This is a genomic window from Flavihumibacter sp. UBA7668 (assembly GCF_002483205.1).
GTDB lineage: Bacteria > Bacteroidota > Bacteroidia > Chitinophagales > Chitinophagaceae > Flavihumibacter.
Map to the genome: position 1 here is coordinate 101,724 of NZ_DLHM01000002.1, position 26,878 is coordinate 128,601.

Here is a 26,878-nt window from a genome sequence, read left to right on the forward strand (position 1 = left end):
TATAGCAAATAATGGTTTAATCCTCTGAACGTCCCCAAAACCGGGGAATCAGCAGCAGGTTTTTACGCAAACAGACTTTCAGGTGTTCTTTTACCAGTTGTCCCATGTTCTGAACCTTCAACAACCCCTTATGATGCTGATGCAATTCACTCAGTTCCGCAGATAATTGCCGGATTTTTTCCGGAGTGGAAATCGTATCCTTCCCCATAATATCCAGCAATTCCTTAATGCGGTAACGGGCCGCTACCAGACGAAAAGTCATCATGGTCCGTTCCTCCGTCTGGTATTGTTCAATACTGTCTCTGTTCAGGTGTTTGATCGTAGTTTCAACCAGCGGAAAATTTTCTTTGAAAAACTGTGGCAGGTATAGACTCTTTCGCCCCTCATAAGACTGCTGATCAAAGTCGATCGCCCTGATCCGGTACTGGTAATCTTCAATATCCGGCGTAATGTCAATCACAAAATTATAACTCCGCATATCGCCCAGCAGCCTTACAAAACAACGTTCGTTAAACTTCACAAACTCTTTCGCAATCCTGATTTTATTTGTATCCGGACGATTCAAATGCTGTTTGATAAATACATCACCGGGAATACCGGGAATATGTTCCTCTACCAGCGTATGGTTATTCGTTAAATACGTAATCCGGTTGGGCGATAACATATGCTCGAGCTCCAGACCATATATCCTGGAAGCATCTGCCACTTTAATATAGTAGTGATCGTAGTTATCATTGAATTTATTAACGATCCGGATCCGAAATGGCTGGGAATTCCCAAATGCACAATAATCAATCCGGGCAACATCCAGGTGTTTGCTGAAGGTCATATCTCCTTCCGTCCGCAAAAGTGCATAAATCCGAATCAGACCATCCCGGATATATTCCCATTCCCGCATATCATATACCACGGTTTCCCACATGGTATCCTGGCCTTCTTTGTCTTTAAGCGCAACGGAATAGGTAAACCGCTGCAGATCGCGATAAGCAACCGGTAATTTAACCTCGCGGCCATGGTGTTTCAGAAAGTTACGCAGGGCGGAACTCACCGGAAACATCGGTTTCTTTCTCGATGGCCGGTCGGGTTCGCCACGTGAAAAGCCGGATCGGAATGCAGAAAACAAATTGACAGATTTAATTGATAATTGAAATCAATTTAGGGATTTACACCAAGCTCATCAATCAAATTCTGAAAATAGTCCGGGGCTTTCTTCATCCGGCTGCCATACCAACTGAAATACTCCCCATCCACCAGCCGAATCTGTGTTGCTGGCAAAATTTCTTGCAGTTCATCAAGATCCTTTTGTTTAAATGGATAGGGTTCGGAAGAAAGCAATACCAGATCAGGAACTGCTGCCTTCAAATCCGCTATACTTATCTCCGGATACCGCACATAATCCGGCCAAATCAGATCAAATCCACAGCTGTTCAGCATATCAAAAATAAAAGTATCCCGGCCAACGGTCATATAGGGGTTTTTCCAAATCAGATAAGTGGTTTTCAGCGGACTCGCAACACGTCGAAGCCGGATAAACCGATTGCGGATCTCATTTGCCAGTACACTGGCTTCCGCTTTTTTTCCAACCAGCTCACCAATCCCCAAAATCATATCCAGCGCCGTTTCCAGATTCGATACATCGCTGGTCCAGACCGGAACCAGTTCCCTGATCGCCTCCACCTGCTCCCGAACATTTTCTTCTTTATTTGCGATCACCAAATCTGGCCCAAGCCCTACTATTTTATCCAGATGAATGGACTTGGTTCCACCAATCCTTGGTTTGGTCCGGAACCAATAAGCCGGATGAATGCAGAATTTTGTAATACCTGCCACTTCTTTTTCAAGCCCCAGTTCATACAGAAGTTCTGTTTGAGAAGGAACCAGTGAAATAATTCGGGAAGGAGGGAGAGCAAGGTTCACTTCATAACCTGTTTGGTCGGTAAATATCGCCACTCGTTTTAGCCACAAAATAAGAAAGCTTTTGTTGCAGCAGTGCCAATTGTCAGGTTGTTAGGACAATTGAAACCAGTACAGCAAAAGCCGGGCAACGGAACTACGGTAAAATAAGGTAAGCACAGGCCAACAAAGGCAGGGATAAAAGAAGAGGTTAGGGGCTATCGACCGATAGCTTCAAGGGGTGGCGGATGGTACAATGAGTCGCTGTTTCAGCGGTCAGGGTGTATGGATAGTAAAAACGGGGCAACTTAATGAATCGAAGACCACTTCGGCCTCCTGCCTTACAGCTTGGACGGGCTACAGGGCAGGAGGGTACCGGATTTCAAGATCTGATTCTAAAGAATCAACAGGAGATTCAAAAGAATCCTAGTGGTTTTAAGGACATGGTGCTTTTCACCTGGACATTGGACACTTGAAACCAGTACACAGAGTTTTGGACGTATGGTTACTGGACATTGGTTTGCGCCGGCTTCAAGTTGGTTTTAACGCTTTTCGTAGGATTTGGTGCTGATTTCGGTTCTTGGTTTTTACGTTAGGATTTAGGAAAAAAGGAAGTTGACTGATATTGGATTTTCAATTAGTTTTTTCAAGTCGATATTGGATATAATTGGTTTCTCCGGGATATTGGTGCGATTGAATTATCAATCAACTTCTGATACAAAAGTAGGCTCCCACAGTCTACCCCACAAGAGCGCATTTGCTTAATTTTAACAGTTCGGTTTTTACTTGTAAACTAGTAACGGTCACATAGATGTGACCGTTATTGTACCTGTTCAGGTATCGTAAAACTACGTGATTAGCCGCTTCATTTTCCCATCGCCTGCAATACATCATATTTGGTTACTATATGATAGGTGCCCAATTCATCTTTACTGAGCACCGCCCCGTTCTCTTTGTTTATCAATGTGCTAAGCTTTTCAACCGGGGTGGTAAACTCAACCACAGGAAAGGCCTTTTCCATGAATTCTTCAATTTTTGCCTGCCGTATATCGGTATTCGAGAAGAGTTGCTGAAATAATCCCCCTTCAGTTACCGAACCAACGGGATTTCCCCCTTCAAAAACCGGAATATGTTCGATATCGTATTTCCGCATCAGTTCAACTGCCTCGGTAACCGTATTTTCCGGAGAAATGGTCACCAGTCGTTGTTTGATGCCCCTTCCATTTATTATATCGCGGAAGGTTTTCACTTCCATAAAACCCCGTTCCATCATCCATTGGTCGTTATAAATTTTTCCAACATACCGGCTGCCATGGTCATGAAAAATACAAACTACCAGATCATCCGGCTTCAGCCGGTCTTTCAATTGCATCAGTCCCTGTATACAGGAACCAGCACTATATCCACAAAACAAGCCCTCTTCTTTTGCGAGGCGGCGGGCCATGATGGCTCCCTCCTTATCTGTAACCTGCTCAAAATGATCAATCACCGACATATCATAATTCTGTGGAACAAAATCCTCTCCAAACCCTTCTGATATATAGGGATGAACCTCCTTCATATCAATTTCACCCGTGCGGAAATAGTTCGTTAATAGTGATCCATACACATCGATGGCCCAAATTTGAATGGCCGGATTCTTTTCTTTCAGGTACTGAGCTGTGCCGGTAATGGTGCCGCCTGTTCCTGCTGTACAAACCAAATGCGTGATTTTGCCATCCGTCTGTTTCCAGATTTCCGGTCCGGTTGTTTCATAGTGAGCCAGCCGGTTGGCCAGGTTGTCGTATTGATTAAAATGATAGGAGTTAGGAATTTCACGTGCCAGTCGCTGGGCTACTGAATAGTAAGAGCGCGGATCATCCGGTTCCACATTCGTTGGACAAACAATCACTTCCGCACCCACGGCTTTAAGAATATCCATCTTTTCCTTACTCTGCTTATCTGTGGTGGTGAAAATACATTTGTACCCCTTTACCACTGCGGCCAGCGCCAATCCCATTCCGGTATTTCCGCTGGTACATTCGATGATGGTTCCACCCGGTTTGAGTTTTCCTTCCTGTTCTGCCACTTCCACCATCTTGAGTGCCATCCGGTCTTTAATGGAATTACCCGGATTGAAATAATCAACCTTGGCAAGGATGGTTCCCGGCACTGCTTTTGTAATTTTGTTTAAACGGATCAGTGGTGTATTACCAATTGTTTCAAGAATATTATTTTTTATATCCATAGCATGCTGTTAGATGGCTGCTAAGGTACAATTTTAGAATCGCTGCAATGAATGTCTACTTTATACCGGGATTAGGTGCCGATAAGCGGGTGTTTAAACATATTGTATTACCCGATGGATTCGAAGTCCGGCATATCGAGTGGCTGCCTCCTGAAGCAGAAGAGTCACTTCCGCAGTATGCAAAACGACTGGCTGCGTTAATACCGGAAGAGGAACCCTGGTGCCTGGTTGGATTATCCTTTGGTGGTATGCTGGCAACAGAAATCAGTAAAATGCGGCATCCTGAAAAAACAATTCTGATTGCCAGTATTCAATCTCCTGAAGAACTTCCTTTTTATTTTCGATGGGCTGCACCATTGAACTTACATAAGATCCTTCCTGTCGGCTTATTTAAACAGGCATCCCTTGCCAAACGAATATTTACAACAGAAACGAAGGAAGATAAAGAACTTCTGAGAAAAATTATTGAAGAATCGGATCCGGTTTTTTTACGTTGGGCAATGGGCGCGATTATAAACTGGAAACCAGAACAGCCCGCCGGAAAGCTCTATCATATTCATGGCACAGGCGACCGTTTATTGCCCATTCGATATACGCGTCCCACACATCTTATTAACGGTGCAGGCCATTTAATGGTGATGAATCGCGCAGTAGAAATAAACAAAACCCTGGCGGCTATTCTGGCGGATAAAAAATAGTGGTTTTTTTGATGTTTCATCCGGCTATATTTGCGGTCCGAAATCAGTGTATATGGATCCAAGATATTTGCCCGTCATTGCCCAGAAATTGTCCCTCTCCGGAAAACAGGTAAACAATGTGTATAATCTGCAGGCAGAAGGTGCTACTGTGCCTTTTATGGCCCGTTATCGCAAAGAAGCGACCGGTAATCTGGATGAAGTGGTAATCAACTCCATTGTTGAAGAAATTGCGTATTTCTCCGATCTTGAAAAACGGAAGGAAACCGTTGTCAAAACAATTGACGGATTAGGTAAATTAACACCGGAATTAGCACAGAAAATCGAAGCCTGCGTCAATGCTACCGAACTGGAAGATATTTATCTGCCTTACAAACCAAAACGTAAAACAAGAGCCACTCAGGCAATTGAAAAAGGTCTGGAACCTTTGGCTGAACTGCTGTTGTTACAGGGGAAGGAAGATCCTTCAATTGCTGCAGCAGCTTATGTAAAAGGTGAAGTGAAAGATGTTAAAGAAGCCTTACAGGGTGCACGTGATATTATTGCAGAACGGGTGGCTGAACACCAGGAAGCACGTACCGCTATCAGAAATCAGTTCGCATCATCTGCCCAATTGGTTTCAAGAGTCCTGAGTTCTAAAAAAGAAGAAGCAGATGCGCAGAAATACCGCGATTATTTCGAATTTTCAGAAGAGCTTTCCAAATGCCCTTCTCATCGAATGATGGCAATACGCCGTGGTGAAAAAGAAGGTTTTTTGCTGATGGATATCAATATTGAAAAAGCGACTGCAGTAGAAACCCTGGAGGATATTTTTATTAAACATTCATCCGCTGCGGCAGAAGAAATTAAACTGGCAATTGCTGATAGTTTTGACCGATTATTAAAACCATCGATAGAAAATGAGTTCCGCCTTAATTCAAAAACAGCGGCTGATGAAGAAGCAATTCAGGTATTTGCAGAAAATCTAAGGCAGTTGCTGCTGGCTTCTCCGCTCGGTTCAAAACGAGTGCTGGCGCTGGATCCGGGCTATCGTACCGGATGTAAACTGGTATGCCTGGATGCCCAGGGTAATTTGGTTCATACAACTACTATTTATCCCCATCCTCCGCAAAATGACTGGCAGAAAAGTGTTCAGGTCTTACAGCAATTGGTAAAACAATATGATATTGAAGCAATCGGCATAGGGAATGGAACAGCCGGACGTGAAACGGAATCCCTGGCCAGATCCATCGACTTTGGAAAACCGGTCAGTGTGTTTCAGGTGAATGAAAGCGGAGCTTCCATCTATTCCGCCTCCGAAGTGGCAAGAGAAGAATTTCCGGAACAGGATATTACCGTTCGGGGTGCCGTGAGTATCGGCCGCCGTTTATTGGACCCGCTTAGTGAACTGGTGAAAATTGATGCCAAATCAATCGGAGTGGGACAATACCAGCATGATGTAAACCAGCCTCGCCTGAAAGAAAGTCTGGATAGAGTAGTGGAAAGCTGTGTAAACCATGTTGGCGTTGATCTGAATACAGCCAGTAAACATTTGCTGATGTATGTATCCGGACTCAGTGCCACACTGGCTAAAAATATTGTGGAATACCGATTGAAAAATGGTCCTTTTAAATCAAGGGAGGAAGTGAAAAAAGTAAGCCTGATGGGGCCTAAAACCTTTGAACAGTGTGCCGGTTTTTTACGCATCCGCGAAGCTATAAATCCATTGGATAACAGTGCGGTTCATCCGGAAGCCTATCATGTGGTGGAAGCCATGGCGAAAGACCTGAATTGCAGTGTCGTAGAACTCATTGGTCAGCCTGCAATCGGTAAACAAATCAATAGAAAAAAATACATATCGGAATCAATTGGTGAATTTACCATTGAGGACATTATCAAGGAACTGGAAAAGCCGGGTCGTGATCCGCGTGCTCCCATTGAAGAGTTCCGGTTTGAAGACAGTATCAAATCAATGGAAGATGTAAAAGTAGGTATGGTGGTTCCAGGTATTGTAACCAATATTACCAAGTTCGGTGTGTTTGTTGATATTGGTGTTAAGCAGGACGGACTGGTTCATATTTCTCAACTCAGTGATTCCTTTGTTAGTGATCCGGCCGAAGTGGTGAAATTGCAACAAAAAGTAACCGTTACTGTTACCGAAGTTGATCTGGCGAGGAAGCGGATTGGTTTGTCGATGAAAAAGGAAAAAAGAGATACAAAGGAGAAGGGAGAAAGGAGAGGAGATAGAGGAGAGAGGAAAGGGGACAAGGCAGAGGGGAAAAAGGAGACGGGAGTGGATGATTTTCAGAGTAAGCTGAATGCATTGAAAAATCGCTTTAAATAATTCAATATACCACTTTTAGGTGATGGGGAAAACACCCTTACCAAAGGTGGTTTTTCTTTAAATTAAGTTCATATTGAAGTGCTAGGTTTGCATTTCAACCTTTTGCTATGTTAGTTTACCTCTTTACACCACTTGATCAGGCAAACCTGGAAAAAGCCCTTTATCCGGTTCTTCCTGCCTGCCTTCTTTTGCTTGGTTTTCTGGTTTTGACTGTGATAATTTCTTTAGGAATTAAAAATAAAATCAGAACCCATCGGTGATTGCGTTGTAAGTTTACCGGTCAAACGGGAACCTATGTCGCATGTATTATTGGAAGATGGACAATTTTACCGGGATGATAAATTGATGATTGGTGCCAATAACCGTGGATTGCGGTACGGAGATGGTATTTTCGAAACAATGAAGGTGAATAAGGGGCAGATCCAATTGGCCGACTTTCATATGCAACGCCTGTTTTCAGCACTTTCCCTGCTTCAGTTTGATTGTCCATCTTATTTTACTCCGGAATATCTAAAAGACAGAATCTTACAACTGGTTCATCGCAATGGCCACTCTGATCTGGCAAGGGTGCGGCTGATGATACACCGTGGTAATGGTGGATTATATGATGCTATCAGTCATTTCCCCCATCATATTATTCAAAGCTGGTCGCTTCCTGCTGCCAATCATTCATGGAATGAAAATGGATTGGTACTGGGTTTTCATCGCATAGCACAGAAACCAATGGATCTTTTGGCGAATGCAAAAACGAATAATTATCTGCCTTATGTAATGGGTGCATTAAATGCAAAAAAAGAAAAATGGAATGATGCAATTATTTTTAATGCAGCAGGACGAATTGCAGATTGTACCATCGCCAATTTGTTTACAGTAAAAGATGGCATCATACGTACACCTGCCGCTACAGAAGGCCCCGTACTGGGTGTTATGCGCCGTTTTCTTATGGGATTCTGTAGGGAAAATGGCCTTGACATGCAGGAGTCGGCCCTTTCTGAATCCGATTTATTGGAAGCCGATGAATTGTTTTTAACCAATTCCAGTTATGGAATAAGATGGGTTGGTAGTCTGGAGAATAAAAACTATGTAAATCAATTCAGCAGCCTGCTTTATAGAGATGCCATCCGCCCCTTATTTAAAATTGCCCGGTAGTTGAACCAAGCTATATTTTCTTTGTTAATTGGATAAACAATTCAGATGCCAGGGGCAGGAAAAATAGTGATTTGCTGGTTTCGTCGCGATTTAAGGCTGGAGGACAATGCCGCATTGTATCATGCATTGCGTTCCGGGTTTCCTGTGCTGCCTGTTTTTATTTTTGATAAAAATATTCTGGACGATCTGGAGGATAAATCCGATAAAAGAGTGTTGTTCATTTATCAGATGCTCGAACGGATGCAACAACAGTTAATCAAGCTTGGCAGTAGTCTGGATATTCGATATGGTTCACCGATTGATATATATAAATCGCTCATTAAAACGTATTCGATTGAAGCCGTTTATACCAATCATGATTATGAACCCTATGCCCTTGAGCGCGATACCGCAATTGCGGAATTCCTGAAAACGCAGGGGGTTAATTTTCACAGCTTTAAGGATCAGGTCATTTTTGAAAAACTGGAAGTGGTAAAAGACGATGGATCTCCATATACTATATTCACTCCCTATTCAAGAAAGTGGAAAGCAAAACTGAATGCGTTTTATTTGAAATCGTATCCAACAAAAAAATACCTTAGCGCCTTCCTTCAATTATCACCAATACCTGTTCCTGATTTGAACGAAATTGGTTTTGAAAAAACCAGTTTTTCATTTCCCGAAAAAGATCTTGATACAGAGCTGGTAAAAAAATATTCAGATAATCGGGATATTCCTTCTATACGAGGAACATCAAGATTGGGGATACATCTTCGTTTTGGTACAATCAGTATCAGAACACTGGCAAGACAAGCACAGAAGCTGAATGAAACTTATCTGAATGAGCTTATCTGGCGTGATTTTTACCATATGATTTTGTGGAATTTTCCCCGGGTTGGGAAAGGGCTTGCATTTAAGGCTGAATACGATCGCATCCAGTGGAGAAATAAGGAAGAAGAATTTGCTGCATGGTGCGAAGGACGAACAGGTTATCCCATTGTAGATGCCGGTATGCGGGAATTGAATGAAACAGGTTTTATGCACAATCGGGTGCGAATGGTGGTTGCTTCTTTTCTTACCAAACATTTGCTGATCGACTGGAGATGGGGAGAAGCCTACTTCGCAAAAAAATTACTCGATTATGACCTGGCTGCCAATAATGGCGGATGGCAATGGGCTGCCGGAAGCGGTTGCGATGCGGCGCCTTATTTCAGAATTTTTAATCCCTATCTGCAAACCAAAAAATTCGATCCGCAGGGGAAATACATACACCAATGGGTACCTGAATTAAATGAATTAAACTATCCATTACCAATTGTAGACCATGAACTGGCCCGGAAACGTTGTCTCGAAACTTATTCTGCAGCTATCCGTTGATGCACTTCTTCCAGTTTTGAAACCGCTTTTTTACCCGCTTCTCCAAGGGAAAGAGAGTAGTCATTTACATATAGTTGGATATGCTGCCGCATTACATCTTCACTCATTTCCTGTGCATGGAGAGAAACAAAATCAGAGAGCTGAGGATAATTTGACCAACTATATCGTATGCTTTTTTGAATGAGCTCCGTTATAATGGTATCATATTCTTTAGGTTGATCTTTCCTTATTACAATTCCGCCCAATGGAATGGGGCAGTTCAGTTCTTTTTCCCAATACGCACCGAGGTCCAGTAATTTAATCAGCCCTTTGTCCTGATACGTGAACCGGTTTTCATGTATGATTACACCAGCATCCACTGTTCCTGAAATTACCGCCTCTTCAATTTCATGAAAGAGGGTGAATTCTTTGAATTGTGCATCCGGAAATGCCATGGAAAAAAGCAGGTGAGCGGTGGTGTTTTTACCGGGGATGGCAACTTTCAACCGGGGAATTTCAGTAAGTTCAACTTGTTTTTTGGATATCAATAAAGGCCCAACGCCAAATCCGAGTGCTCCACCAGCATCCAGCATCCGATACTTGTCTTTTATAAGCGGCCAAACACCATAACTGATTTTACTTAGTTCTAAACGTCCTTCCAATGCCCATTCATTCAGGGTTTGCACATCTTCCATTACTGTATTGAACTGAAGCCCTTCAGTATCAATTTTTCCATTCACCATTGCGTCAAAGATGAAGGTGTCATTCGGGCAGGGAGAAAAAGCCAATCCAATCTTCGCCATGAAATTCTGTTATAAGTAAATTCATTTAATATTTTCACCTCTCACCTCTCTCCTTTCACCTCTCACCTTTCACCTTCTCACCTTCTACAGTCCTTCCAACAACCGAACCAGCACCTTGTTCAGATTATCAATCGCAAGCGGAAGATTCCATTTCTTTTTATTGCGCTCTCCAACCAGATTGGATACACTTCGCAGTTGCATAAAAGGAATATTTTCCTGCAAACAAACATAATGCAGGGCAGCCCCCTCCATAGTTTCCAGGGTAGGATGGTAGAATTCCAGGTATTCCTGTATTCTTTTTTTGGACGTACTGATTTCGTTGACGGTGATGGCCGTCACTTTTTTCAGCCGGCTTCTTTTTAAGAGCGTCTTGTTTGGATTAATCAGCATTGATTGTTTGAAAGGTGCTTCATTGCTGGCAGCAAGCCCCATTTCAAATATGTTTTGAAATCCTGTTTTTGCCTGAACCCCCAAATCGGCCAATGCCTCCTTGTGCACGGCAAAAACGGTACCCTGCTCAATTGTTGAATCAAAACAGCCGGCTACCCCTGCCTGAATGATCAATTCAGGGCGTTTATGTTGCAGGTACCTGGTAATAGCATAGGTAGCTGAAACAGCTCCAACTCCGGTAATCAGGATGTCAACATCGAAGTCTATATGAACTAATTTTTCCGTTTGAGCCAGATGGTCGGTAAATGGAGCAATTTCCGCGGCAGTTGCTGCAACAAGTAAACAATGCATGTCCGATTGGTTTGGCGCAAATGTCGGGAATCCTGATAAATCACCATGATTGCCTAGATTTGTCAGCAGAAGGATTCGGTTTTTATTATTTTTTGAACAATTCAGAATCCATTCTGTTAAACTTTCAAGACTAAATACTTAAACAGTTTAATCGGCACACTTCCGATTCGCTGTTGGGGAAACTCATCCATATGACTAAAAAAGTTGCGATTTACAGAAAGGAACATTTTAATGCTGCCCATCGGCTTTACCGGTCAGATTGGGATGATGCCCAGAATTTTGAAGTTTTTGGCAAATGCAGCTATCCGCATTATCATGGACACAATTATGATTTGGAAGTAAAAGTGTTGGGTGAACCCGATCCCGTTACAGGTTTTGTGATGGATATGAAACTGCTGTCTGACATTATTCAACGGGAAGTGCTGAATCAGTTTGATCATCGCAACCTGAATTTGGATACACCCTATTTTAAGGAAAAGAATCCAACAGCAGAAAATATTGCAGTGGTCATTTATGATCTCCTGCGTCCCCATATCGATCCAAAACACGAGTTGGGGATCCGTTTGTTTGAAACAGAACGAAATTTTGTAGAATACCCGGGGAAGTAGGAAGTGGGAAGTGGGAAGTGGGAAGTGGAGATGAAAAATTTTAAAATTTTGATTGATGGCATATAGTAAAGTAGAGCAGTACGACGAAAAAATTACATCCGGATTAATGGAGAATTACAGAGAATCACTGGCTTTGCTGGGGGAAGATCCCGATCGTGAAGGATTATTGAAAACTCCTGAACGAATGGCCAAGGCCATGCAATACCTGACGCAGGGATACCAGATGGATGCCAAAGCTATTTTGGAATCTGCTAAATTTCATGAAGATGTAAGCGAGATGATTATCGTTAAAGACATTGAATTGTTTAGCATGTGTGAGCATCATATGTTGCCCTTTTTTGGAAAAGCACATATTGCGTATATACCAAACGGTTATATTACCGGGTTAAGTAAAATTGCCCGTGTGGTGGATGTATACAGCCGCCGTTTGCAGGTTCAGGAGCGATTAACCACTCAAATTCTGCATGCAATAAAAGAATCGCTCAATCCGATTGGGGTGGCCGTTGTTATAGAAGCCAAACACCTTTGTATGATGATGCGGGGCGTACAGAAGCAAAATTCCGTTACAACTACCTCGGCATTCTGGGGAGAATTTGAGAAATCTGAAACCAGGAGCGAGTTCACCAAATTGATTTCTTCCAAACTGAGTTGATCTGATTATTTTTGCGGCATAACAAGAACCGCCTATATGAAGCATGCATATGTTTTTCCCGGACAGGGATCTCAATTTCCGGGAATGGGTAAAGAGCATTACGATAATAGTGCCTTTGCAAAAAAATTATTCGAACAAGCCAATGAAATACTTGGCTTTCGCATTTCTGATATTCTATTTACCGGTACAGAGGATGATCTTCGCCAAACCAAAGTAACACAACCGGCTGTATTTTTACATTCAGTGATTGCCTATAAAGGAATTGAGCAGAATAAACCGGATATGGTAGCCGGACATTCACTGGGAGAGTTCTCTGCCCTGGTAGCCAATGGGGTGTTGAATTTTGAAGATGGTTTGCAACTGGTTTCCGTTCGAGCACTGGCGATGCAGAAAGCCTGTGAGCTACAACCATCTACCATGGCAGCCGTACTCGGACTGGAGGATCAGAAAGTGGAAGAAGTTTGCGCCAGGGTACAGACAGAATCCGGTGAAATTGTGGTGCCGGCAAATTATAATTGTCCCGGTCAGCTGGTTATAAGCGGATCCGTCAAAGGAATAGAGCTCGCTTGTGAACAGATGAAAGCGGCTGGTGCAAAACGAGCCCTGGTATTACCCGTTGGCGGCGCCTTCCATTCACCCCTTATGGAGCCTGCAAAACTGGAATTGAAAGAAGCCATTGAGGCCATGAAATTTCAAACACCCGTCTGTCCCGTGTATCAGAATGTAGTTGCTAAGGCAGTTATTGATCGCGATGAAATCAAGCATAATCTGATTCAGCAATTAACCGGCGCCGTGCGCTGGACACAAAGTGTTCAGGCAATGATCCAGGACGGCGCGTCCAGATTTACGGAAGTTGGTCCGGGTAAGGTTTTGCAGGGCCTGATTGGAAAAATCGATAAATCAGTTGAGGTGAAAGGTGAAGGGTGAATGGAGAGAGGCCCGTCGGGTTTACCCGACGGGTATGGAGCAGTTGATCCATTCAGGATCAAAATCGGCTTTGTATTTTTTGTAGAACTGAATGGCGGGTTCATTCCATTCCAATACCTGCCATACGATTCCGCTGAATTTTTTCTCTTTGGCCTCTTCTATCAACTGATCAAATAAAAGTTTTCCAACTCCCTTACCCCGCATGGACTCCGTTACCAGAATATCCTCCAGATACATACGTTGCCCCTTCCAGGTGCTGTACCGGATATAATACAATGCAAATCCCTGCACAGTGCCGTTTTCTTCCGCAACAAATGCCCACCATACGGGTTGGTTTCCAAATCCACTTTCAATAAAATGGTCCAGCGTAACCGTTACCTGTTCGGGGGCTTTTTCAAAAAGGGCCAACTCCTTAATCAATTCCAGTAATCTCGGACAATCTTCTTTAATGGCTTTTCGAATCGTAATCATTTTACTTCTCTCTTTTCAATTAATTAATTCAACGCTTGTTCCAAATCAGTGAGGATATCTTCTATATTCTCAATTCCCACACTCATCCGAATGAGTCCGTCTGTTATTCCATAGGATTCTCTTTCTGCTTTAGGTACGCCAACATGCGACATGGATGCAGGATGTGAAACCAGGGTATCCAATGTGCCAAGTGACACAGCCCTTGTACACAACTGAAGTTTGTTAATGAAACGAACACCGGCTTCAATTCCTCCCTTCACTTCAAAACTCAGCATGCCGCCAAAATTTTTCATTTGTTTTTTTGCGATAGCATGATCCGGGTGCGATAGTAAACCTGTATACATAACCCGCTCCACATTCGCATGCTTTTCCAAATATTCAGCCACTGCCATTGCATTGCTGCAATGCCGATCCATCCGCAACTCCAATGTTTTCATCCCCTGAATCAATAAATAACAATCAAATGGATTGGCATTGCCGCCCAGTAATACATGCCATTTCCAACCCTTTGTTTTCATAAATTCAATATCTCTTCCCAGTAACACACCTCCGATAGCAGAACCATGTCCATTCAGGTATTTTGTGGTGGAATGAAATACAAAATCTACGCCCTGATACCGGAAGGGCTGTTGCAAATAAGGACTGGCAAAGGTATTATCCACTGATACCAGGTATCCTTTAGCTTTTGCCATCGAACTGACCAATTCCAAATCAACACAACTTAATGTTGGGTTGGCCGGTGTTTCTATATGGACCAGTTTAATGCCACTGGTTTCCATTGCAACTGCGGCTGCTTTTGCATCCCCCAGATCGGCCAGGATGATTTCAATCTGGTTTTCTTCCAACACTTTCATCAGCAATTCCTGCGTACCTCCATATAAGGAAAAATGCGTCAGAATTTTATCTCCCGGTTTGCAGGTAGAAAGAAAAAGGGTTGTCATGGCTGCCTGCCCGCTTGCATGTAACAAGGCTTTTAATTGAAGCGGCTGTCCTTCCTTGTCTTTTATTCCATGCGCTTCCAGTGCTGCAATTTTTTGCTCGGCTACTTTAAATCCGGGATTTCCCAGGCGCGTGTAGATCTGCGTTTTATCTTCCCCCGCAAATCGTTCCATACCCTGTTCAGCCGTATCGAAATAAAACGTAGAACTGGCATAAATCGGGGTAATATGTGAATACATCGGGTCCGGTTCATTTCCTCCATGTACAGCAACCGTACTGCTGCCCTTCATTAAAAAATCTTTATTCATCTCTGTGATTTGCTGTTTAAATTAGTAGAATGCTCCTTCTGGTCAGGGAAGGAGGTCAAATTTAAATGAAAACCATGAAGGCACTCTTATTGGATTATGCATCCTATCATATTTGGGCGAATGAGCAGTTTTATAAGCTGCTACGGGAATTGGATCAGGATACCCTGTACGCTTCGGTTTCCAGCAGTTTTCCATCGCTGTTTGGCACCATCCTGCATATGTGGGATGCGGAAGCCATCTGGTGGCAACGTATCCAGGGAAAATCACCCATTCTTGTTCCCAGTAAAGGGTTTCAGGACCAGCCTGTAAAAGGAATGGAGGCCCTCCTGATGCAGGGGCATCTCTGGAAAGAATGGATCGAATCGAAATCGGATGAACAGCTGTCAGCAAGTTTTTCCTATACCAACCTGAAAGGTCAGCCATTTGAAAGTCCGATTAGCCATTTGCTGCTTCATTTGTACAATCATGGCACCTATCACCGCGGACAATTGGTGACAATGCTGCATCAACTGGGACATAAAAAAATCCCTGCCTCTGATTTTATTGTATGGTCAAGAAGCGTCGGGAAATAGGGCAGGAATTTCGTACCTTACAGATAGCCAAATCTGGAAGTATGATTAAGGAGCCTGATAACATTTTCAGCACCTGTTTTTCATGCAGGTGGCTTGTTAAATTGAGTGTGTTCATGGCATCTTTGTTCTCTATTACCAATCATGCCATTGCCCAGGGGTATGATTGGCGCAGCCGGATTGATTTGCTGGTTAACAAGGCCGATAGCCTGTCGATGGCATCACAGCAAAATTTTCACCTGCATAAATTTCTTGCGAATGACCGACCCATTCGCGAAACCTGGCATTATACGGTTTCTGATGGACGTGTTATTATTTTTGAAGTTCATTATTTTGTCGATTCTATTGAGTTTTTGGAAGTTTATTACCTCGATCGGGATCAGGTAATTTGTACCGAACAATATGAAATTGAGTACCCTGATCTGCAGGATGATCGAATCCGATGGGGAGCCGTTGGCTTTTTTCAGGGTCCGGCTGTTCGCCAATTCGTAACCATGGGTAAGGTTCCTAAGGAATTCAGCAGTCTTTCTTCCTATGATCTTTGGGCTCGCTTTAAAAATCGATACAAAGAACTGACTGCCCAACGAACCCTGCAGGAAAAAAATACCAAAGGCGCTATCTTCGCGCCATGACCGGAATTGATGCAGTTACATTAGAAAAAGCCATTGTACATAAAGTAGGTAACCCAACCAGAGGAGAAGCATTACAGCTTTCCCCCAATACACTTACCTTAAATGATGAGGTTGTCAGAGGGATGTTAACCCGCTATTTTCTGGCTCCCTTCAATGAACACGATGCCTATCATTTTACGCATATCAGTGATATCGAAATGAATGAAGTGTATCAATATGCCAAAACGATTTTTCATGATCCCGGATCGTTTCAGAAAGTCTCGGTTTTTCTTGCGCAGTTACTCTATCAAAAATCTACCCATGCCCGGGTAAAAGAAGGCGAATTGTATGTGGTGCTTTTTCACAAATTGCTGATTGAAGGAGAAGAAAAACAGGCGCTCGGATTATTCAAATCAGAAACCAAGGAAACTTTTTTGAAAGTCTTTTCTCATGCGGGTGGATGGGAACTGGCAGCAGAAGATGGAATCAATATTAATAAATTGGATAAGGGTTGCTTAATCATTCGTGATAATGAAGCTGAAGGATATAAAGTTTTGGTGGTGGATAATACGAATAAGCAAAACGACACACAATATTGGGTAACTGATTTTTTACAGGTTCAACCTTATACAGATAGTTATCATCATACCAATCAGGCACTTGGTTTATGTAAGCTTTTTATCGAAAAAGAATATGCTGAGAAATTTGAAATAAATAAATCAGACCAGATTGATCTGCTTAATAAATCGATGGATTATTTCAAATCCAAAGAGCAGTTTAATCTTCAGGAATTTGCTGAGGAAGTTATCCATCACCCCGATGTGGTGGATAGTTTTATGGATTATAAACGGAATTTTGAAGCAAGCCGCAACTATAGCATTGATGAGGATTTTGAAATCCATATCGCCGCCGTAAAGCAACAGCAGAAAGTGTTTAAATCAATTCTCAAACTCGATAAAAATTTTCACGTCTACATCCACGGTCGCCGCGATCTGCTTGAACGCGGTTATGATGAAATGGTCGGAAAAAAATATTACAAGTTATACTTTGATGAGGAGGCGTAGAAGAAGGGAGAGGGGAGAGGGGGATACTGTTTATTCAATATTAGATCGAACTTGGGTTTTGAAAGAGTTTTGCAAGGGGGGTACATAAGGTGTGCAGGGAGTATACAGGTAGAGCTGGTGGGGAATGGGTAGAATACCGAAGGTAAAGGGAAGGTAAAGGGAGGTCAAAGCGAAGAACGTAGGAAAACGGAAGATAACGAAGGATTACGGAGGATTAGGAAGAATTATACCGCCTAAAATTTGAAGAATCTGCTATAAAAGGTTGTAATACAGTTAAATATAAATATATCTATTGGCTCAAAAACCAATCTAATTGGCTCAAATTGCTAAGAATTGGCTCATAAATACAACCAATTGGCTCATCCGATTAAACAATTGGTTCACTGAACTATAAATTGGCATTCAGCTTAAACAAAAAAAGAAGCAGTCCAACCGGGCTGCTTCTTTTTATTTTCCTGATAATTTTCACCTCTCACCTCTTCACCTCTCACCTCTTCCCCTCTCGCTTTTCACCTTTCACCTTTCACCTTTCACCTTCTATGCCCCACTTCACCAATGTAGCACCCCAGGTAAAGCCGCCGCCAAAAGCTGCAAAAACGAGGTTGTCGCCTTTTTTGAGCTGGTCTTGCCATTCCCATAGGCAAAGAGGAATGGTAGCGGCGGTCGTGTTTCCATAACGCTGAATATTGATCATTACTTTTTCTTTGGGAAGACCGAGACGTTCAGCAGTGGCATCAATAATCCGGAGATTGGCCTGGTGAGGAACCAGCCAGGCTATATCAGCGCCAGTCAAATTGTTTTTTTCTAGCAGCTCGGCACTTACATCCGCCATCCCTTTAACTGCAAATTTGAAAACTGTTTTCCCCTCCTGGTAGGCGAAATGTTCCCGATTGGTAACTGTTTCAATAGTTGCCGGATAAGCAGATCCGCCCGCCTTCATATTTAAATAATAACGACCTGTGCCGTCTGATTTCAATCTACTGTCAAGGATGCCATAGCCCTCTTCATTTGGTTCAAGTAACACAGCGGCACCGCCATCTCCAAACAGAATACAGGTATTCCGATCGGTATAATCAACAATGGCACTCATTTTATCGGCACCTACCACTACTACTTTTTTGTAGCGGCCACTTTCAATAAAGGAAGCTCCGGTTGTAAGCGCGAATAGAAAGCCTGAACAGGCTGCACCCAAATCAAAACTCCATGCATTTACGGCCCCTATTTTGTCACAAACTATATTGGCAGTTGCCGGGAAAACCATATCGGGTGTAACCGTGGCAACTATCAGGCAATCAATTTCACTTGCGTCCATGCCCCTTTTTTTCAGCAGATCCAGCACGGCCGGAGCAGCTAAATCGGAAGTGGCCTTTCCTTCCCCACGTAAAATTCTTCTTTCAGAAATTCCTGTTCTGGTACGGATCCATTCATCGTTGGTGTCTACCATTTTCTCGAGGTCGAGATTGGTTAACCTGTCCTCGGGAACAAAACCGCCTACGGCTGTAATGGCGGCTGTAATTTTTTTGGTCATGCGTTAAATTGTAAAAGCGGCACAAATTTAGGGGTAATAGTTTATTTTGCAGCCTATGATCGCTTTTCTGAAGGGGAATTTCGCCCTCATCACTCCAACTTTTGTTCATATTGATGTTCAGGGAGTTGGATATGAGGTCTTTATATCATTAAACACCTATGCCGAGATCCAGGGTAAATCCCAGGGACAATTGTACACCTACCTGCACATACGGGAAGATGCGCACCTGTTATTCGGATTTGCCACAACGGCTGAAAAAGAAATGTTTTTGCAATTGTTGGGCGTGAACGGGGTAGGAGCTTCAACAGCCCGCATGATGTTATCGTCTTTGAAACCAGAAGAAATTTCACGTGCCATTATTCAGGGAAATACAAAACAACTGGAGGCGGTTAAAGGAATTGGCAAGAAATCTGCAGAGAGAATAATATTGGAACTCCGTGATAAACTAACCAAGCAGTCTCTCGACCTAAATAATTCAGTGTCAATAGGCAATACCACCGAAGCCGATGCGTTAAATGCTCTGTTGGCACTTGGGATTGCCCGTCCGGCTGCTGAAGTAGCCCTTCGGAAGTCAATGCAGCATCATCCAGGTTCTGACAAAGTAGAAGAAATTATCAAATCAGCACTTAAAAACCTCTAAGCCTATAGCAGGAGTTCTACCTAACTAATTACCTGGGAAAAGACTGTGGGCAATTTTCGCATGATTTATTGGCGTCTCCTATTCTTCGTAATAGTGGCACTGGCAATGGTTTGTCCGGTTCAGGCAGGCTATTACCAACAGGATACCACCCGACGGGTAGCGGCAGATACAAGCCGGCCGGTTGCACCGGATACCATGCGCTTTCCCCTGCAGGACAGAAGAGCAGAACAAGGGATCAGTCGCAATCCCTTTGATTTAAACGATCCTTCCAATATCAATAAAACGGTGGAATACGATCCGATTACCCGACAGTATTTTATTGTTGAAAAAATCGGGGATCAATATTTTAGAACTCCCACCTACATGAGCTTCGAAGAGTATCTGCGGTATCGGGCGGCCATGCAGGAAAGAGACTATTTCCGGCAACGGGCGGATGTACTAACCGGACTCAACCGAAAAAATATCAAACCCAAACTCTCCGTTTCTGAAAGTTTTTTCAACCGCATTTTTGGCGGAGGAAAAGTGGATGTGCGTCCAATGGGGAATGTGGATATCATTGCGGGCTACCAGGGACAAAATATAAAAAATCCCACCCTGCCCGAAAGAGCCAGAAAAAATGGCGGATTTGATTTCGATATGAATGCCAACCTGAGCGTATTGGGTAATATCGGAAACAAAATGAAATTGCCGATTACCTATAATACCCAGGCAAATTTCGATTTCGAAAATCAGTTGAAACTGGATTATACCGGCGGTCCCGATGAAATAATAAAACGAATCGAAGCAGGGAATGTGTCCTTTTCCACGAAAGGATCCCTCATACCAGGGGCGCAATCTCTTTTTGGTATCAAAACACAATTACAATTCGGGAAACTTTTTATAACCGGAATCCTGGCCAACCAGCGGGCTCAACGGCAATCATTGGGCCTGGTAGGCGGTGCAGCAACTACCAACTTTGAGTTTAAGGTGAATGATTATGAAGAGAACCGGCACTTCCTTATGTCACATTTTTTCCGGCAGAATTATAACCGGGCGATGGGTAGCCTGCCAGCCGTTAATTCCCTGGTTAATATTCTGCGGTTGGAAGTATGGGTTACCAACCGGAATGGAGCCACCACCGAAACCAGAGATATCGTTGCCCTGGCTGATTTGGGCGAGCGTTTTCCCTATAATTATCCTACACCAATCGGGCCCGATTCTCTTCCCGCCAATACAGTGAACGGATTGTACCAGGCCCTTGCATCCGATCCTTCCAGCCGGCGTTCAGCACAGGTTACAGCTAAGTTGGGAAGTCTGGGTTTGCGTCCGGTACAGGATTTTGAAAAAACCTTTGCACGGAAACTGGGACCAAACGATTATTATTTCAATCCCCAGGTTGGTTTCCTTTCTTTGAGCCAGCCACTCCAACCAGATGAGGTATTGGGTATTGCCTTTCAGTACAGTTATAATGGACGGATTTTTCAGGTGGGTGAGTTTTCGCAGGATATTCCACCAGATACCACCGCCATCATTGCCGGTAACCCGAAAGTGCTTTTCCTGAAAATGCTGAAAGCAACTTCGCAAAGAACCACCCTTCCCATTTTTGACCTGATGATGAAAAACGTATATGCCCTGCGTACAAGGGATGGTGGTTATATATCCAGTGTTCAGCCGGCCGATTTTAAATTGAACGTTTTATATGAAGAACCAAGTCTTGGTACCAAGCGCTACCTGCCAGAAGGTCCAAAAACGGGTATCCCGCTGATTACTGTCCTGAACCTGGACCGGCTCAACAATAACCGCGATCCGCAACCCGATGGGGTCTTTGATTATATTGAAGGATTTACGGTAATCTCCAACCAGGCCAGAATTATCTTTCCTTTCCTGGAACCTTTCGGACGTGATCTTGATTCTGTCGCATTTCAGGGAGTATCACAGGATATTAAAGACAAATACCTTTTCCAGCCCTTGTACGATACCATCAAGGAAATAGCAAAAACCTATGCCAATCTCGATCGCTTTATTATCAGCGGTACTGCTAAAGGGCAGGCAACTTCCGATATACCACTGGGCGCATTTAACGTGCCACAGGGCTCGGTAACGGTTACTTCAGGCGGACGGACACTTGTTGAAGGCATTGATTATATGGTTGACTACAACCTGGGTTCGGTAAAAATCATTAATCAGGCCATCCTGAATTCTGGTATTCCGGTACAGGTGGGTTTTGAAAACAACGCCACCTTCGGAATCCAGCAACGAAATTATATGGGGCTTCGATGGGATTATATGGCCATCAATACGGTTAAGGAGTCCTTTACGTTTGGGGGGCAAATGGTGCGTTTAGGTGAACGTCCGTTCTTTACGAAAATGAATTATAATGAAGACCCGATCCGTAACACGATGTACGGATTGGATTTCAGCTATCGGGCAGATGCACCCCGACTTACCAGGTGGCTGGATAAAATTCCTGTGTATAAAACCACCGAAATGAGTACCATCACAGCTTATGGTGAAGGTGCTATACTTAAGCCCGGTCACCCGCCTCAAATTGGTAAAGGGGAGAGCGGGTTGATTTATGTAGATGATTTTGAAGGAACGAGAAACAGCATTGATCTTCGATTCCCTTTGATTAACTGGAGTCTCGCCTCTACACCCCAGGGAAATGGATTGTTTCCGGAAGGCGAGCTGAGTGATTCCCTGGCATATGGATTTAATCGCGCCAAACTGGCCTGGTATAATATTGAACCCAATCTGCAGGACCGACGGGCGCCCAATAACCCGTTGACCTCCCATTTTCCGAATGATTACTTCCTTGATCCGAGAGTAAGGGCCGTTACACAAAATCAATTATTCCCGGCACGTACACCGGATTATGGAACCGCTCAGTTGATTACGTTTGACCTTGCCTATTACCCAACTGATCGTGGACCTTATAACTATGATACACGTCCGGGTAGCGTATCTGCCAATGGGAAACTCCTGAATCCGCAACAGCGCTGGGGTGGTATTATGCGCGGACTCGATCAGGTTGATTTTGAAACAGGAAATGTTGAGTTTATTGAATTCTGGATGCAGGATCCGTTTATAATGCAACCCAACAGTAATGGCGGACAATTGTATTTCAACCTGGGTAATATTTCAGAAGATGTATTAAGAGACGGACGACGGTTTTTTGAAAATGGATTGCCCACTCCAAATATTCAGGCGGCGGTTGATTCCAGTTCTGCCTGGGGTAATTCTCCCAATAATCCAATTCAGGTTACTACTGCATTCAGTAATGATCCAACGGATCGTCCCTTTCAGGATGTGGGATTTGATGGCCTGGATGATGAAGCGGAAAGAAGAAAATTCAGTTCTTATCTGAATCAGCTGGCAGCCACCTTTGGCACCAATTCACCTGCCTATCAACAAGCCCTTGCAGATCCTTCGAATGATAATTTCCGGAACTACCGCGATGAGTTTTATAATAATCCCGATGGAGATATACTTGCCCGTTATAAACAGATCAACAACCCGCATGGCAACTCACCAATTGCAGCAGCTAACTCTACAGTAACAACTGCATTTACATTATATCCGGATCAGGAAGATTTAAACCGCGATAACACCTTAAACGAACTCGAAGAATATTTTCAGTACCGCGTGAATCTTCGTCCGCAGGATCTGGTAGTTGGACAAAACTATATTACCGATGAACGAATCATTGCAGGAGAAGGACCTCAGCAGAAATGGTATCTGTTCCGGATTCCAATTGCGGAGTACGAGCAAAAAGTAGGAAATATTCCTGATTTTAAATCCATTCGATTTATCCGGATGTTCCTGACCGGATTTGAAGATTCTGTCATCACCCGCTTTGCAAAACTGGAATTGGTTCGAAACCAATGGCGTCGTTTTTCTTTTGAATTGGATACCACAGGAACCTATCAGCCGCTTCCGGAAAATAGTCCCACTGAGTTTAATGTGCTGGCTGTAAATGTGGAAGAAAACGGATCGCGTTCACCGGTGAATTACCTCATTCCTCCCGGCATTCTCCGGGTGCAGCAATTGAGTAATAACAATGTGAATATTCTTCAGAACGAACAGGCGATGAGTATGAAAATTTGTAACCTGCCAAGTACAGATGGGCGGGGTGTTTTCAAAACCATGAACCTGGATCTGCGTCAGTATGGAGAAATGAAAATGTTTGTGCACGCAGAAAGTGTGGTTGGTTCACCGGCCATTCAGGATAATGATCTTTCAGCGGTGATTCGACTCGGGAATGATTTTGTAGGGAACTATTATGAAATTCGCATACCCCTGAAAGTTACCCCTTTTGGCAGGTATACTGATTCGCAGGGCGATATTGTTTGGCCAACCCAGAACGAATTGAATTTATCCATTCAGCGATTAATCAATCTTAAATTAAGCCGCAACAGTTCTACTCAAACCAATCTGTATTATTCCGAAACGGACGATGATGGAAAAACCTATGCCATATTTGGTAATCCGAATCTGGGGGAAGTGCGCGGTATGTTTATGGGAATTGTAAACAATTCAGGCAGCCCTGTTTGCTCAGAAGTCTGGTTCAATGAATTAAGGCTTTCCTCTCTTGATGAAAGTGGCGGATGGGCGGCAACTGGCCGGGTGGATATCAAACTGGCGGATCTTGGAACCGTGTCAATGTCCGCCGCCGCACGCAGTATTGGATTTGGTAATCTGGAGCAGCGTGTGAATGAGCGCAGCAGGGAAAATTTCACTCAGATTGATGCCGCTGCAAATCTGGAGCTGGGCAAACTATTACCTGCAAAAGCAGGCATTTCAATACCCGTTTATGCAGGATATTCTCAAACTGTTTTAACACCTGAGTATGATCCTTATGATCTGGATGTTAAACTGAAAGATAAACTGAATGCGGCCAGTGGAGCTGATCGGGATTCTATCCGAAATGAAGCGGTGGATGTAACAACTACCAAAACAATCAATTTTACCAATGTTCGTAAACTGAATACAACGGGTAAAAAACAAAAAATCTACAGTGTTGAAAATTTTGATGTCAGTTATTCCTATACCAAAGTTGAACGGTTTAGTCCGCTGATTGAATCAGAAGAAATGGCCAGGCATCGCGCAGGATTGGGATATAATTTCACCGGTACACCCAAATACTGGGAGCCATTCAAGAAGAAATTCAAAGGGCCATCTAAATGGTATGATCTGGTGAAGGAATTCAATTTTAATTATGCCCCATCCCTGCTTAGTTTCCGTGCTGATGTGAACCGGCAGTTTGGTGCTATCCGCCCAAGAAATGTAGGCGGACCAAAAGGCATTATTCCGGAAACCTATGATAAGTATTTTACGTTTGATCGGTATTATAATCTGCGTTGGGATCTGACCCGCTCGCTTAATATTGATTTTACTGCTGTCAATCGGGCAAGGGTAGATGAAGACTCCGGCAGACTCGATCGGAATGAGAGAAGACGGATGTGGCAATTGTTCTGGCGCGGTGGAAGAAATGTTACGTATGACCAATCGGCTAATATTACCTATACGCTTCCAACTAACCGTATACCCATACTAGATTGGACTACCATTCGGGTAGGTTATACTGCCCGATATAACTGGCTGACTGCTTCACAGGATGAATTCGCCAAAAGCCTGGGTAATTTTATTACCAATGGGCAGGAAAAAAATATGGCAGCGGAACTGGATTTCACCAGACTCTATGCAAAATCAAGGTGGTTACGGGCCATCGACTGGGATGCTCCGCAGGCAGCTCCTTCAGATGAATCAAAGTCTGCATCGGATACAACCAGAAACAAGAAAGGTAAAATCAAAGTAAAACGCAACCCCAATGATTTACCTCAGGTTGGAACAGTGGTGAAAATAATTGGCCGGATAATCACTTCTGTAAAACGTGTAAGTGTACAGTATTCAGAAACCGGTTCAACTTCACTTGCAGGTTATACGGATAGTAGTAAGTTCCTTGGAATGAATACCCGTACTACAGCACCGGGTTGGGGCTTCGTTTTTGGAAAACAACCGGATACTTCATTCATCAATGATTTTGCACGGCGTGGTTTGATCACGAATAATCCATTGCTGAATAATTTAAACCGGCAGGATTTCAACCAGCGTTTAAGTATCACCGCGCAATTGATTCCGGTACGTGATCTGATGATTGACCTGAACCTGGATAAATCATTTGGAAAAAATTATTCCGAACTGTTTAAGGATACTGTAGGGAATGGAAGTTTTGCCAGGCTCAGTCCCTATGTTGCAGGCTCCTTCAATGTTAGTTATATTTCTTTCCAGACTTTGTTCGCAAAGTTTGAACCAAATAAGGTAACAGAAACCTTCCAGCGTTTCCAGGAAAACCGGATTATTCTAAGTGAGCGTAATGCCTTGAAGAATCCATATTGGAATGCATTGGACCCGGCTGATCAGCGATTGTCGGATGGCTATTATACCGGCTACAGCCGATATGCGCAGGATGTTTTGATTCCATCCTTCATAGCCGCTTACACCAACAAGGATCCTAATTCAGTTGCATTGATTGAGCAGGAAAACAGCAGTGTACGATCCAATCCATTCCGAAATATTTTACCAAAACCAAACTGGCGGGTTACCTATACCGGACTTACCAGGATACCCGGACTGGAAAAGACCTTCAGCAATGTAACACTGACCCATGCCTATAACAGCAGTCTGAGCATGAACAGCTTCAATAATAACCTGATGTATGCTGATCCGCTGGCATTGAATGCACCTGGCTTTATTGATACAGCCACAGGTAATTTTTATCCCTATTTCCTGGTGCCGAATATTTCAATTTCTGAAGCATTCTCGCCATTTATTGATATCGACATGCAGTTCACCAATCAGCTGACCCTGCGTTTCGAATATAAGAAGAGCCGGCAACTGAGTCTGAGTCTGATCGATTTTCAGTTGAGTGAATCCCGTTCGGAAGAATTTACGGTGGGCGTGGGTTGGCGGAAAAGAGGATTGAATCTTCCTTTTAAAATAAAAATGCCGGGTAGTAAACAGGCTTCCAAAGAACTCTCGAATGATCTGAATATGCGACTGGATCTTGGCCTGCGCGATGATGCAACAGCTAATAGCAGGCTCGATCAGGAAGCGGCCTTGCCAACAGCCGGACAAAAAGTAGTGACCATTTCGCCTTCGATTGATTATGTATTGAATAACCGAATCAATCTTCGCCTTTTCTTTGATCAGCGAAGAACGATACCGAAAATTTCAACATCCGCCCCAATAACCACTACGCGTGCAGGATTGCAGATTCGAATTTCACTTGCACAGCAATAAAGAAATCAATGTTGAACAGTTAAGAATAACCACATTAGGGTATTGTGAAAAAAACAGCAGGTGGTATCTTTGCTGTACAGCATTGCTGAAAAATATTACAGGACGGTTGGTTATACT

The 26,878-nt window shown here is 43.4% G+C and carries 20 protein-coding genes; 12 read left to right on the forward strand and 8 right to left on the reverse strand.

Features of this window, described 5'->3' with window-relative positions; genetic code table 11:
• Nucleotides 1-16 precede the first annotated feature (16 nt).
• The 3 genes from B2746_RS04020 to B2746_RS04030 form a co-directional block, all read right to left on the reverse strand.
• Nucleotides 17-1,123 carry a hypothetical protein gene (locus B2746_RS04020; protein WP_290791206.1) on the reverse strand — a complete coding sequence of 369 codons (1,107 nt, stop codon included), beginning with the start codon at nucleotides 1,121-1,123 and terminating at the stop codon, nucleotides 17-19.
• Nucleotides 1,124-1,155: 32 nt separating this feature from the next.
• A complete protein-coding gene (locus tag B2746_RS04025; RefSeq protein ID WP_290791208.1) occupies nucleotides 1,156-1,965 on the reverse strand; it encodes a helical backbone metal receptor in 810 nt (269 codons plus the stop codon).
• Nucleotides 1,966-2,758: 793 nt separating this feature from the next.
• A complete protein-coding gene (locus B2746_RS04030; RefSeq protein WP_290791210.1) occupies nucleotides 2,759-4,120 on the reverse strand; it encodes a pyridoxal-phosphate dependent enzyme in 1,362 nt (453 codons plus the stop codon).
• A gap of 47 nt (nucleotides 4,121-4,167) precedes the next feature.
• Here B2746_RS04030 and B2746_RS04035 point away from each other — a divergent pair, with 47 nt between their 5' ends.
• The 4 genes from B2746_RS04035 (at nucleotide 4,168) to B2746_RS04050 (ending at nucleotide 9,643) form a co-directional block, all read left to right on the forward strand.
• The gene (locus B2746_RS04035) at nucleotides 4,168-4,818 is read left to right on the forward strand and encodes an alpha/beta fold hydrolase (protein WP_290791212.1); all 651 of its coding nucleotides are present in this window, start codon (nucleotides 4,168-4,170) and stop codon (nucleotides 4,816-4,818) included.
• A gap of 52 nt (nucleotides 4,819-4,870) precedes the next feature.
• Entirely contained in the window at nucleotides 4,871-7,138 is a 2,268-nt protein-coding gene (locus B2746_RS04040) for a Tex family protein (protein WP_290791214.1), read from the forward strand.
• 294 nt (nucleotides 7,139-7,432) lie between these two features.
• Nucleotides 7,433-8,287: an aminotransferase class IV gene (locus B2746_RS04045; RefSeq protein WP_290791216.1), complete on the forward strand. Its 855-nt coding sequence runs from the start codon at nucleotides 7,433-7,435 to the stop codon at nucleotides 8,285-8,287.
• A 45-nt stretch (nucleotides 8,288-8,332) separates the two neighbouring features.
• Entirely contained in the window at nucleotides 8,333-9,643 is a 1,311-nt protein-coding gene (locus tag B2746_RS04050) for a cryptochrome/photolyase family protein (protein WP_290791218.1), read from the forward strand.
• On the opposite strand, the gene B2746_RS04055 is transcribed toward B2746_RS04050, so the two are convergent.
• On the reverse strand, nucleotides 9,622-10,425 hold the full coding sequence (locus B2746_RS04055) for a 1,4-dihydroxy-6-naphthoate synthase (protein WP_290791221.1): 804 nt from the start codon (nucleotides 10,423-10,425) through the stop codon (nucleotides 9,622-9,624). The genes B2746_RS04050 and B2746_RS04055 overlap by 22 nt on opposite strands.
• Before the next feature lie 84 nt (nucleotides 10,426-10,509).
• Nucleotides 10,510-11,166: a futalosine hydrolase gene (gene mqnB / locus B2746_RS04060; protein WP_290791223.1), complete on the reverse strand. Its 657-nt coding sequence runs from the start codon at nucleotides 11,164-11,166 to the stop codon at nucleotides 10,510-10,512.
• Nucleotides 11,167-11,357: 191 nt separating this feature from the next.
• Here mqnB and B2746_RS04065 point away from each other — a divergent pair, with 191 nt between their 5' ends.
• The 3 genes from B2746_RS04065 to fabD are packed head-to-tail and all read left to right on the forward strand — an operon-like array spanning nucleotide 11,358 to nucleotide 13,353.
• Nucleotides 11,358-11,774 (forward strand): 6-pyruvoyl trahydropterin synthase family protein, encoded by a 417-nt coding sequence (locus tag B2746_RS04065; RefSeq protein WP_290791225.1) that lies wholly within the window; start codon nucleotides 11,358-11,360, stop codon nucleotides 11,772-11,774.
• Nucleotides 11,775-11,829: 55 nt separating this feature from the next.
• A complete protein-coding gene (gene folE / locus B2746_RS04070) occupies nucleotides 11,830-12,426 on the forward strand; it encodes a GTP cyclohydrolase I FolE (RefSeq protein WP_414655278.1) in 597 nt (198 codons plus the stop codon).
• Between the two features lie 36 nt (nucleotides 12,427-12,462).
• On the forward strand, nucleotides 12,463-13,353 hold the full coding sequence (gene fabD, locus B2746_RS04075) for an ACP S-malonyltransferase (protein ID WP_290791227.1): 891 nt from the start codon (nucleotides 12,463-12,465) through the stop codon (nucleotides 13,351-13,353).
• A gap of 21 nt (nucleotides 13,354-13,374) precedes the next feature.
• Here fabD and B2746_RS04080 read toward each other — a convergent pair whose 3' ends face one another.
• Both B2746_RS04080 and B2746_RS04085 read right to left on the reverse strand, forming a co-directional pair.
• On the reverse strand, nucleotides 13,375-13,824 hold the full coding sequence (locus B2746_RS04080) for a GNAT family N-acetyltransferase (protein ID WP_290791229.1): 450 nt from the start codon (nucleotides 13,822-13,824) through the stop codon (nucleotides 13,375-13,377).
• A 23-nt stretch (nucleotides 13,825-13,847) separates the two neighbouring features.
• On the reverse strand, nucleotides 13,848-15,071 hold the full coding sequence (locus tag B2746_RS04085) for a trans-sulfuration enzyme family protein (RefSeq protein ID WP_290791231.1): 1,224 nt from the start codon (nucleotides 15,069-15,071) through the stop codon (nucleotides 13,848-13,850).
• Nucleotides 15,072-15,145: 74 nt separating this feature from the next.
• Here B2746_RS04085 and B2746_RS04090 point away from each other — a divergent pair, with 74 nt between their 5' ends.
• The 3 genes from B2746_RS04090 (at nucleotide 15,146) to B2746_RS04100 (ending at nucleotide 17,315) form a co-directional block, all read left to right on the forward strand.
• A complete protein-coding gene (locus B2746_RS04090) occupies nucleotides 15,146-15,643 on the forward strand; it encodes a DinB family protein (RefSeq protein WP_290791233.1) in 498 nt (165 codons plus the stop codon).
• Between the two features lie 113 nt (nucleotides 15,644-15,756).
• Nucleotides 15,757-16,272, forward strand: coding sequence for a hypothetical protein (locus B2746_RS04095; protein WP_290791235.1), 516 nt, complete (start codon nucleotides 15,757-15,759; stop codon nucleotides 16,270-16,272).
• The gene (locus B2746_RS04100) at nucleotides 16,269-17,315 is read left to right on the forward strand and encodes a nucleoid-associated protein (protein WP_290791236.1); all 1,047 of its coding nucleotides are present in this window, start codon (nucleotides 16,269-16,271) and stop codon (nucleotides 17,313-17,315) included. The genes B2746_RS04095 and B2746_RS04100 overlap by 4 nt, the downstream gene beginning before the upstream one ends.
• A 523-nt stretch (nucleotides 17,316-17,838) precedes the next feature.
• Here B2746_RS04100 and B2746_RS04105 read toward each other — a convergent pair.
• Complete coding sequence (locus B2746_RS04105; RefSeq protein WP_290791238.1) at nucleotides 17,839-18,843, reverse strand: beta-ketoacyl-ACP synthase III; 1,005 nt, start codon at nucleotides 18,841-18,843, stop codon at nucleotides 17,839-17,841.
• 55 nt (nucleotides 18,844-18,898) lie between these two features.
• On the opposite strand from B2746_RS04105, the gene ruvA reads away from it, so the two are divergent.
• Nucleotides 18,899-19,483, forward strand: coding sequence for a Holliday junction branch migration protein RuvA (ruvA, locus tag B2746_RS04110; RefSeq protein ID WP_290791240.1), 585 nt, complete (start codon nucleotides 18,899-18,901; stop codon nucleotides 19,481-19,483).
• A gap of 60 nt (nucleotides 19,484-19,543) precedes the next feature.
• Entirely contained in the window at nucleotides 19,544-26,761 is a 7,218-nt protein-coding gene (gene sprA / locus B2746_RS04115) for a cell surface protein SprA (protein ID WP_290791242.1), read from the forward strand.
• The last annotated feature ends 117 nt before the right edge of the window (nucleotides 26,762-26,878 follow it).

Excerpts from the sequence above, each read along its gene's own strand:
- B2746_RS04030 (WP_290791210.1), bottom strand. The coding sequence starts at position 4,120 with ATGGATATAAAAAATAATATTCTTGAAACAATTGGTAATACACCACTG.
- B2746_RS04035 (WP_290791212.1), top strand. The coding sequence starts at position 4,168 with ATGAATGTCTACTTTATACCGGGATTAGGTGCCGATAAGCGGGTGTTT.
- B2746_RS04040 (WP_290791214.1), top strand. The coding sequence starts at position 4,871 with ATGGATCCAAGATATTTGCCCGTCATTGCCCAGAAATTGTCCCTCTCC.
- B2746_RS04045 (WP_290791216.1), top strand. The coding sequence starts at position 7,433 with ATGTCGCATGTATTATTGGAAGATGGACAATTTTACCGGGATGATAAA.
- B2746_RS04050 (WP_290791218.1), top strand. The coding sequence starts at position 8,333 with ATGCCAGGGGCAGGAAAAATAGTGATTTGCTGGTTTCGTCGCGATTTA.
- B2746_RS04055 (WP_290791221.1), bottom strand. The coding sequence starts at position 10,425 with ATGGCGAAGATTGGATTGGCTTTTTCTCCCTGCCCGAATGACACCTTC.
- mqnB (WP_290791223.1), bottom strand. The coding sequence starts at position 11,166 with ATGCATTGTTTACTTGTTGCAGCAACTGCCGCGGAAATTGCTCCATTT.
- B2746_RS04065 (WP_290791225.1), top strand. The coding sequence starts at position 11,358 with ATGACTAAAAAAGTTGCGATTTACAGAAAGGAACATTTTAATGCTGCC.
- folE (WP_414655278.1), top strand. The coding sequence starts at position 11,830 with ATGGCATATAGTAAAGTAGAGCAGTACGACGAAAAAATTACATCCGGA.
- fabD (WP_290791227.1), top strand. The coding sequence starts at position 12,463 with ATGAAGCATGCATATGTTTTTCCCGGACAGGGATCTCAATTTCCGGGA.
- B2746_RS04080 (WP_290791229.1), bottom strand. The coding sequence starts at position 13,824 with ATGATTACGATTCGAAAAGCCATTAAAGAAGATTGTCCGAGATTACTG.
- B2746_RS04085 (WP_290791231.1), bottom strand. The coding sequence starts at position 15,071 with ATGAATAAAGATTTTTTAATGAAGGGCAGCAGTACGGTTGCTGTACAT.
- B2746_RS04090 (WP_290791233.1), top strand. The coding sequence starts at position 15,146 with ATGAAGGCACTCTTATTGGATTATGCATCCTATCATATTTGGGCGAAT.
- B2746_RS04095 (WP_290791235.1), top strand. The coding sequence starts at position 15,757 with ATGGCATCTTTGTTCTCTATTACCAATCATGCCATTGCCCAGGGGTAT.
- B2746_RS04100 (WP_290791236.1), top strand. The coding sequence starts at position 16,269 with ATGACCGGAATTGATGCAGTTACATTAGAAAAAGCCATTGTACATAAA.
- B2746_RS04105 (WP_290791238.1), bottom strand. The coding sequence starts at position 18,843 with ATGACCAAAAAAATTACAGCCGCCATTACAGCCGTAGGCGGTTTTGTT.
- ruvA (WP_290791240.1), top strand. The coding sequence starts at position 18,899 with ATGATCGCTTTTCTGAAGGGGAATTTCGCCCTCATCACTCCAACTTTT.
- sprA (WP_290791242.1), top strand. The coding sequence starts at position 19,544 with ATGATTTATTGGCGTCTCCTATTCTTCGTAATAGTGGCACTGGCAATG.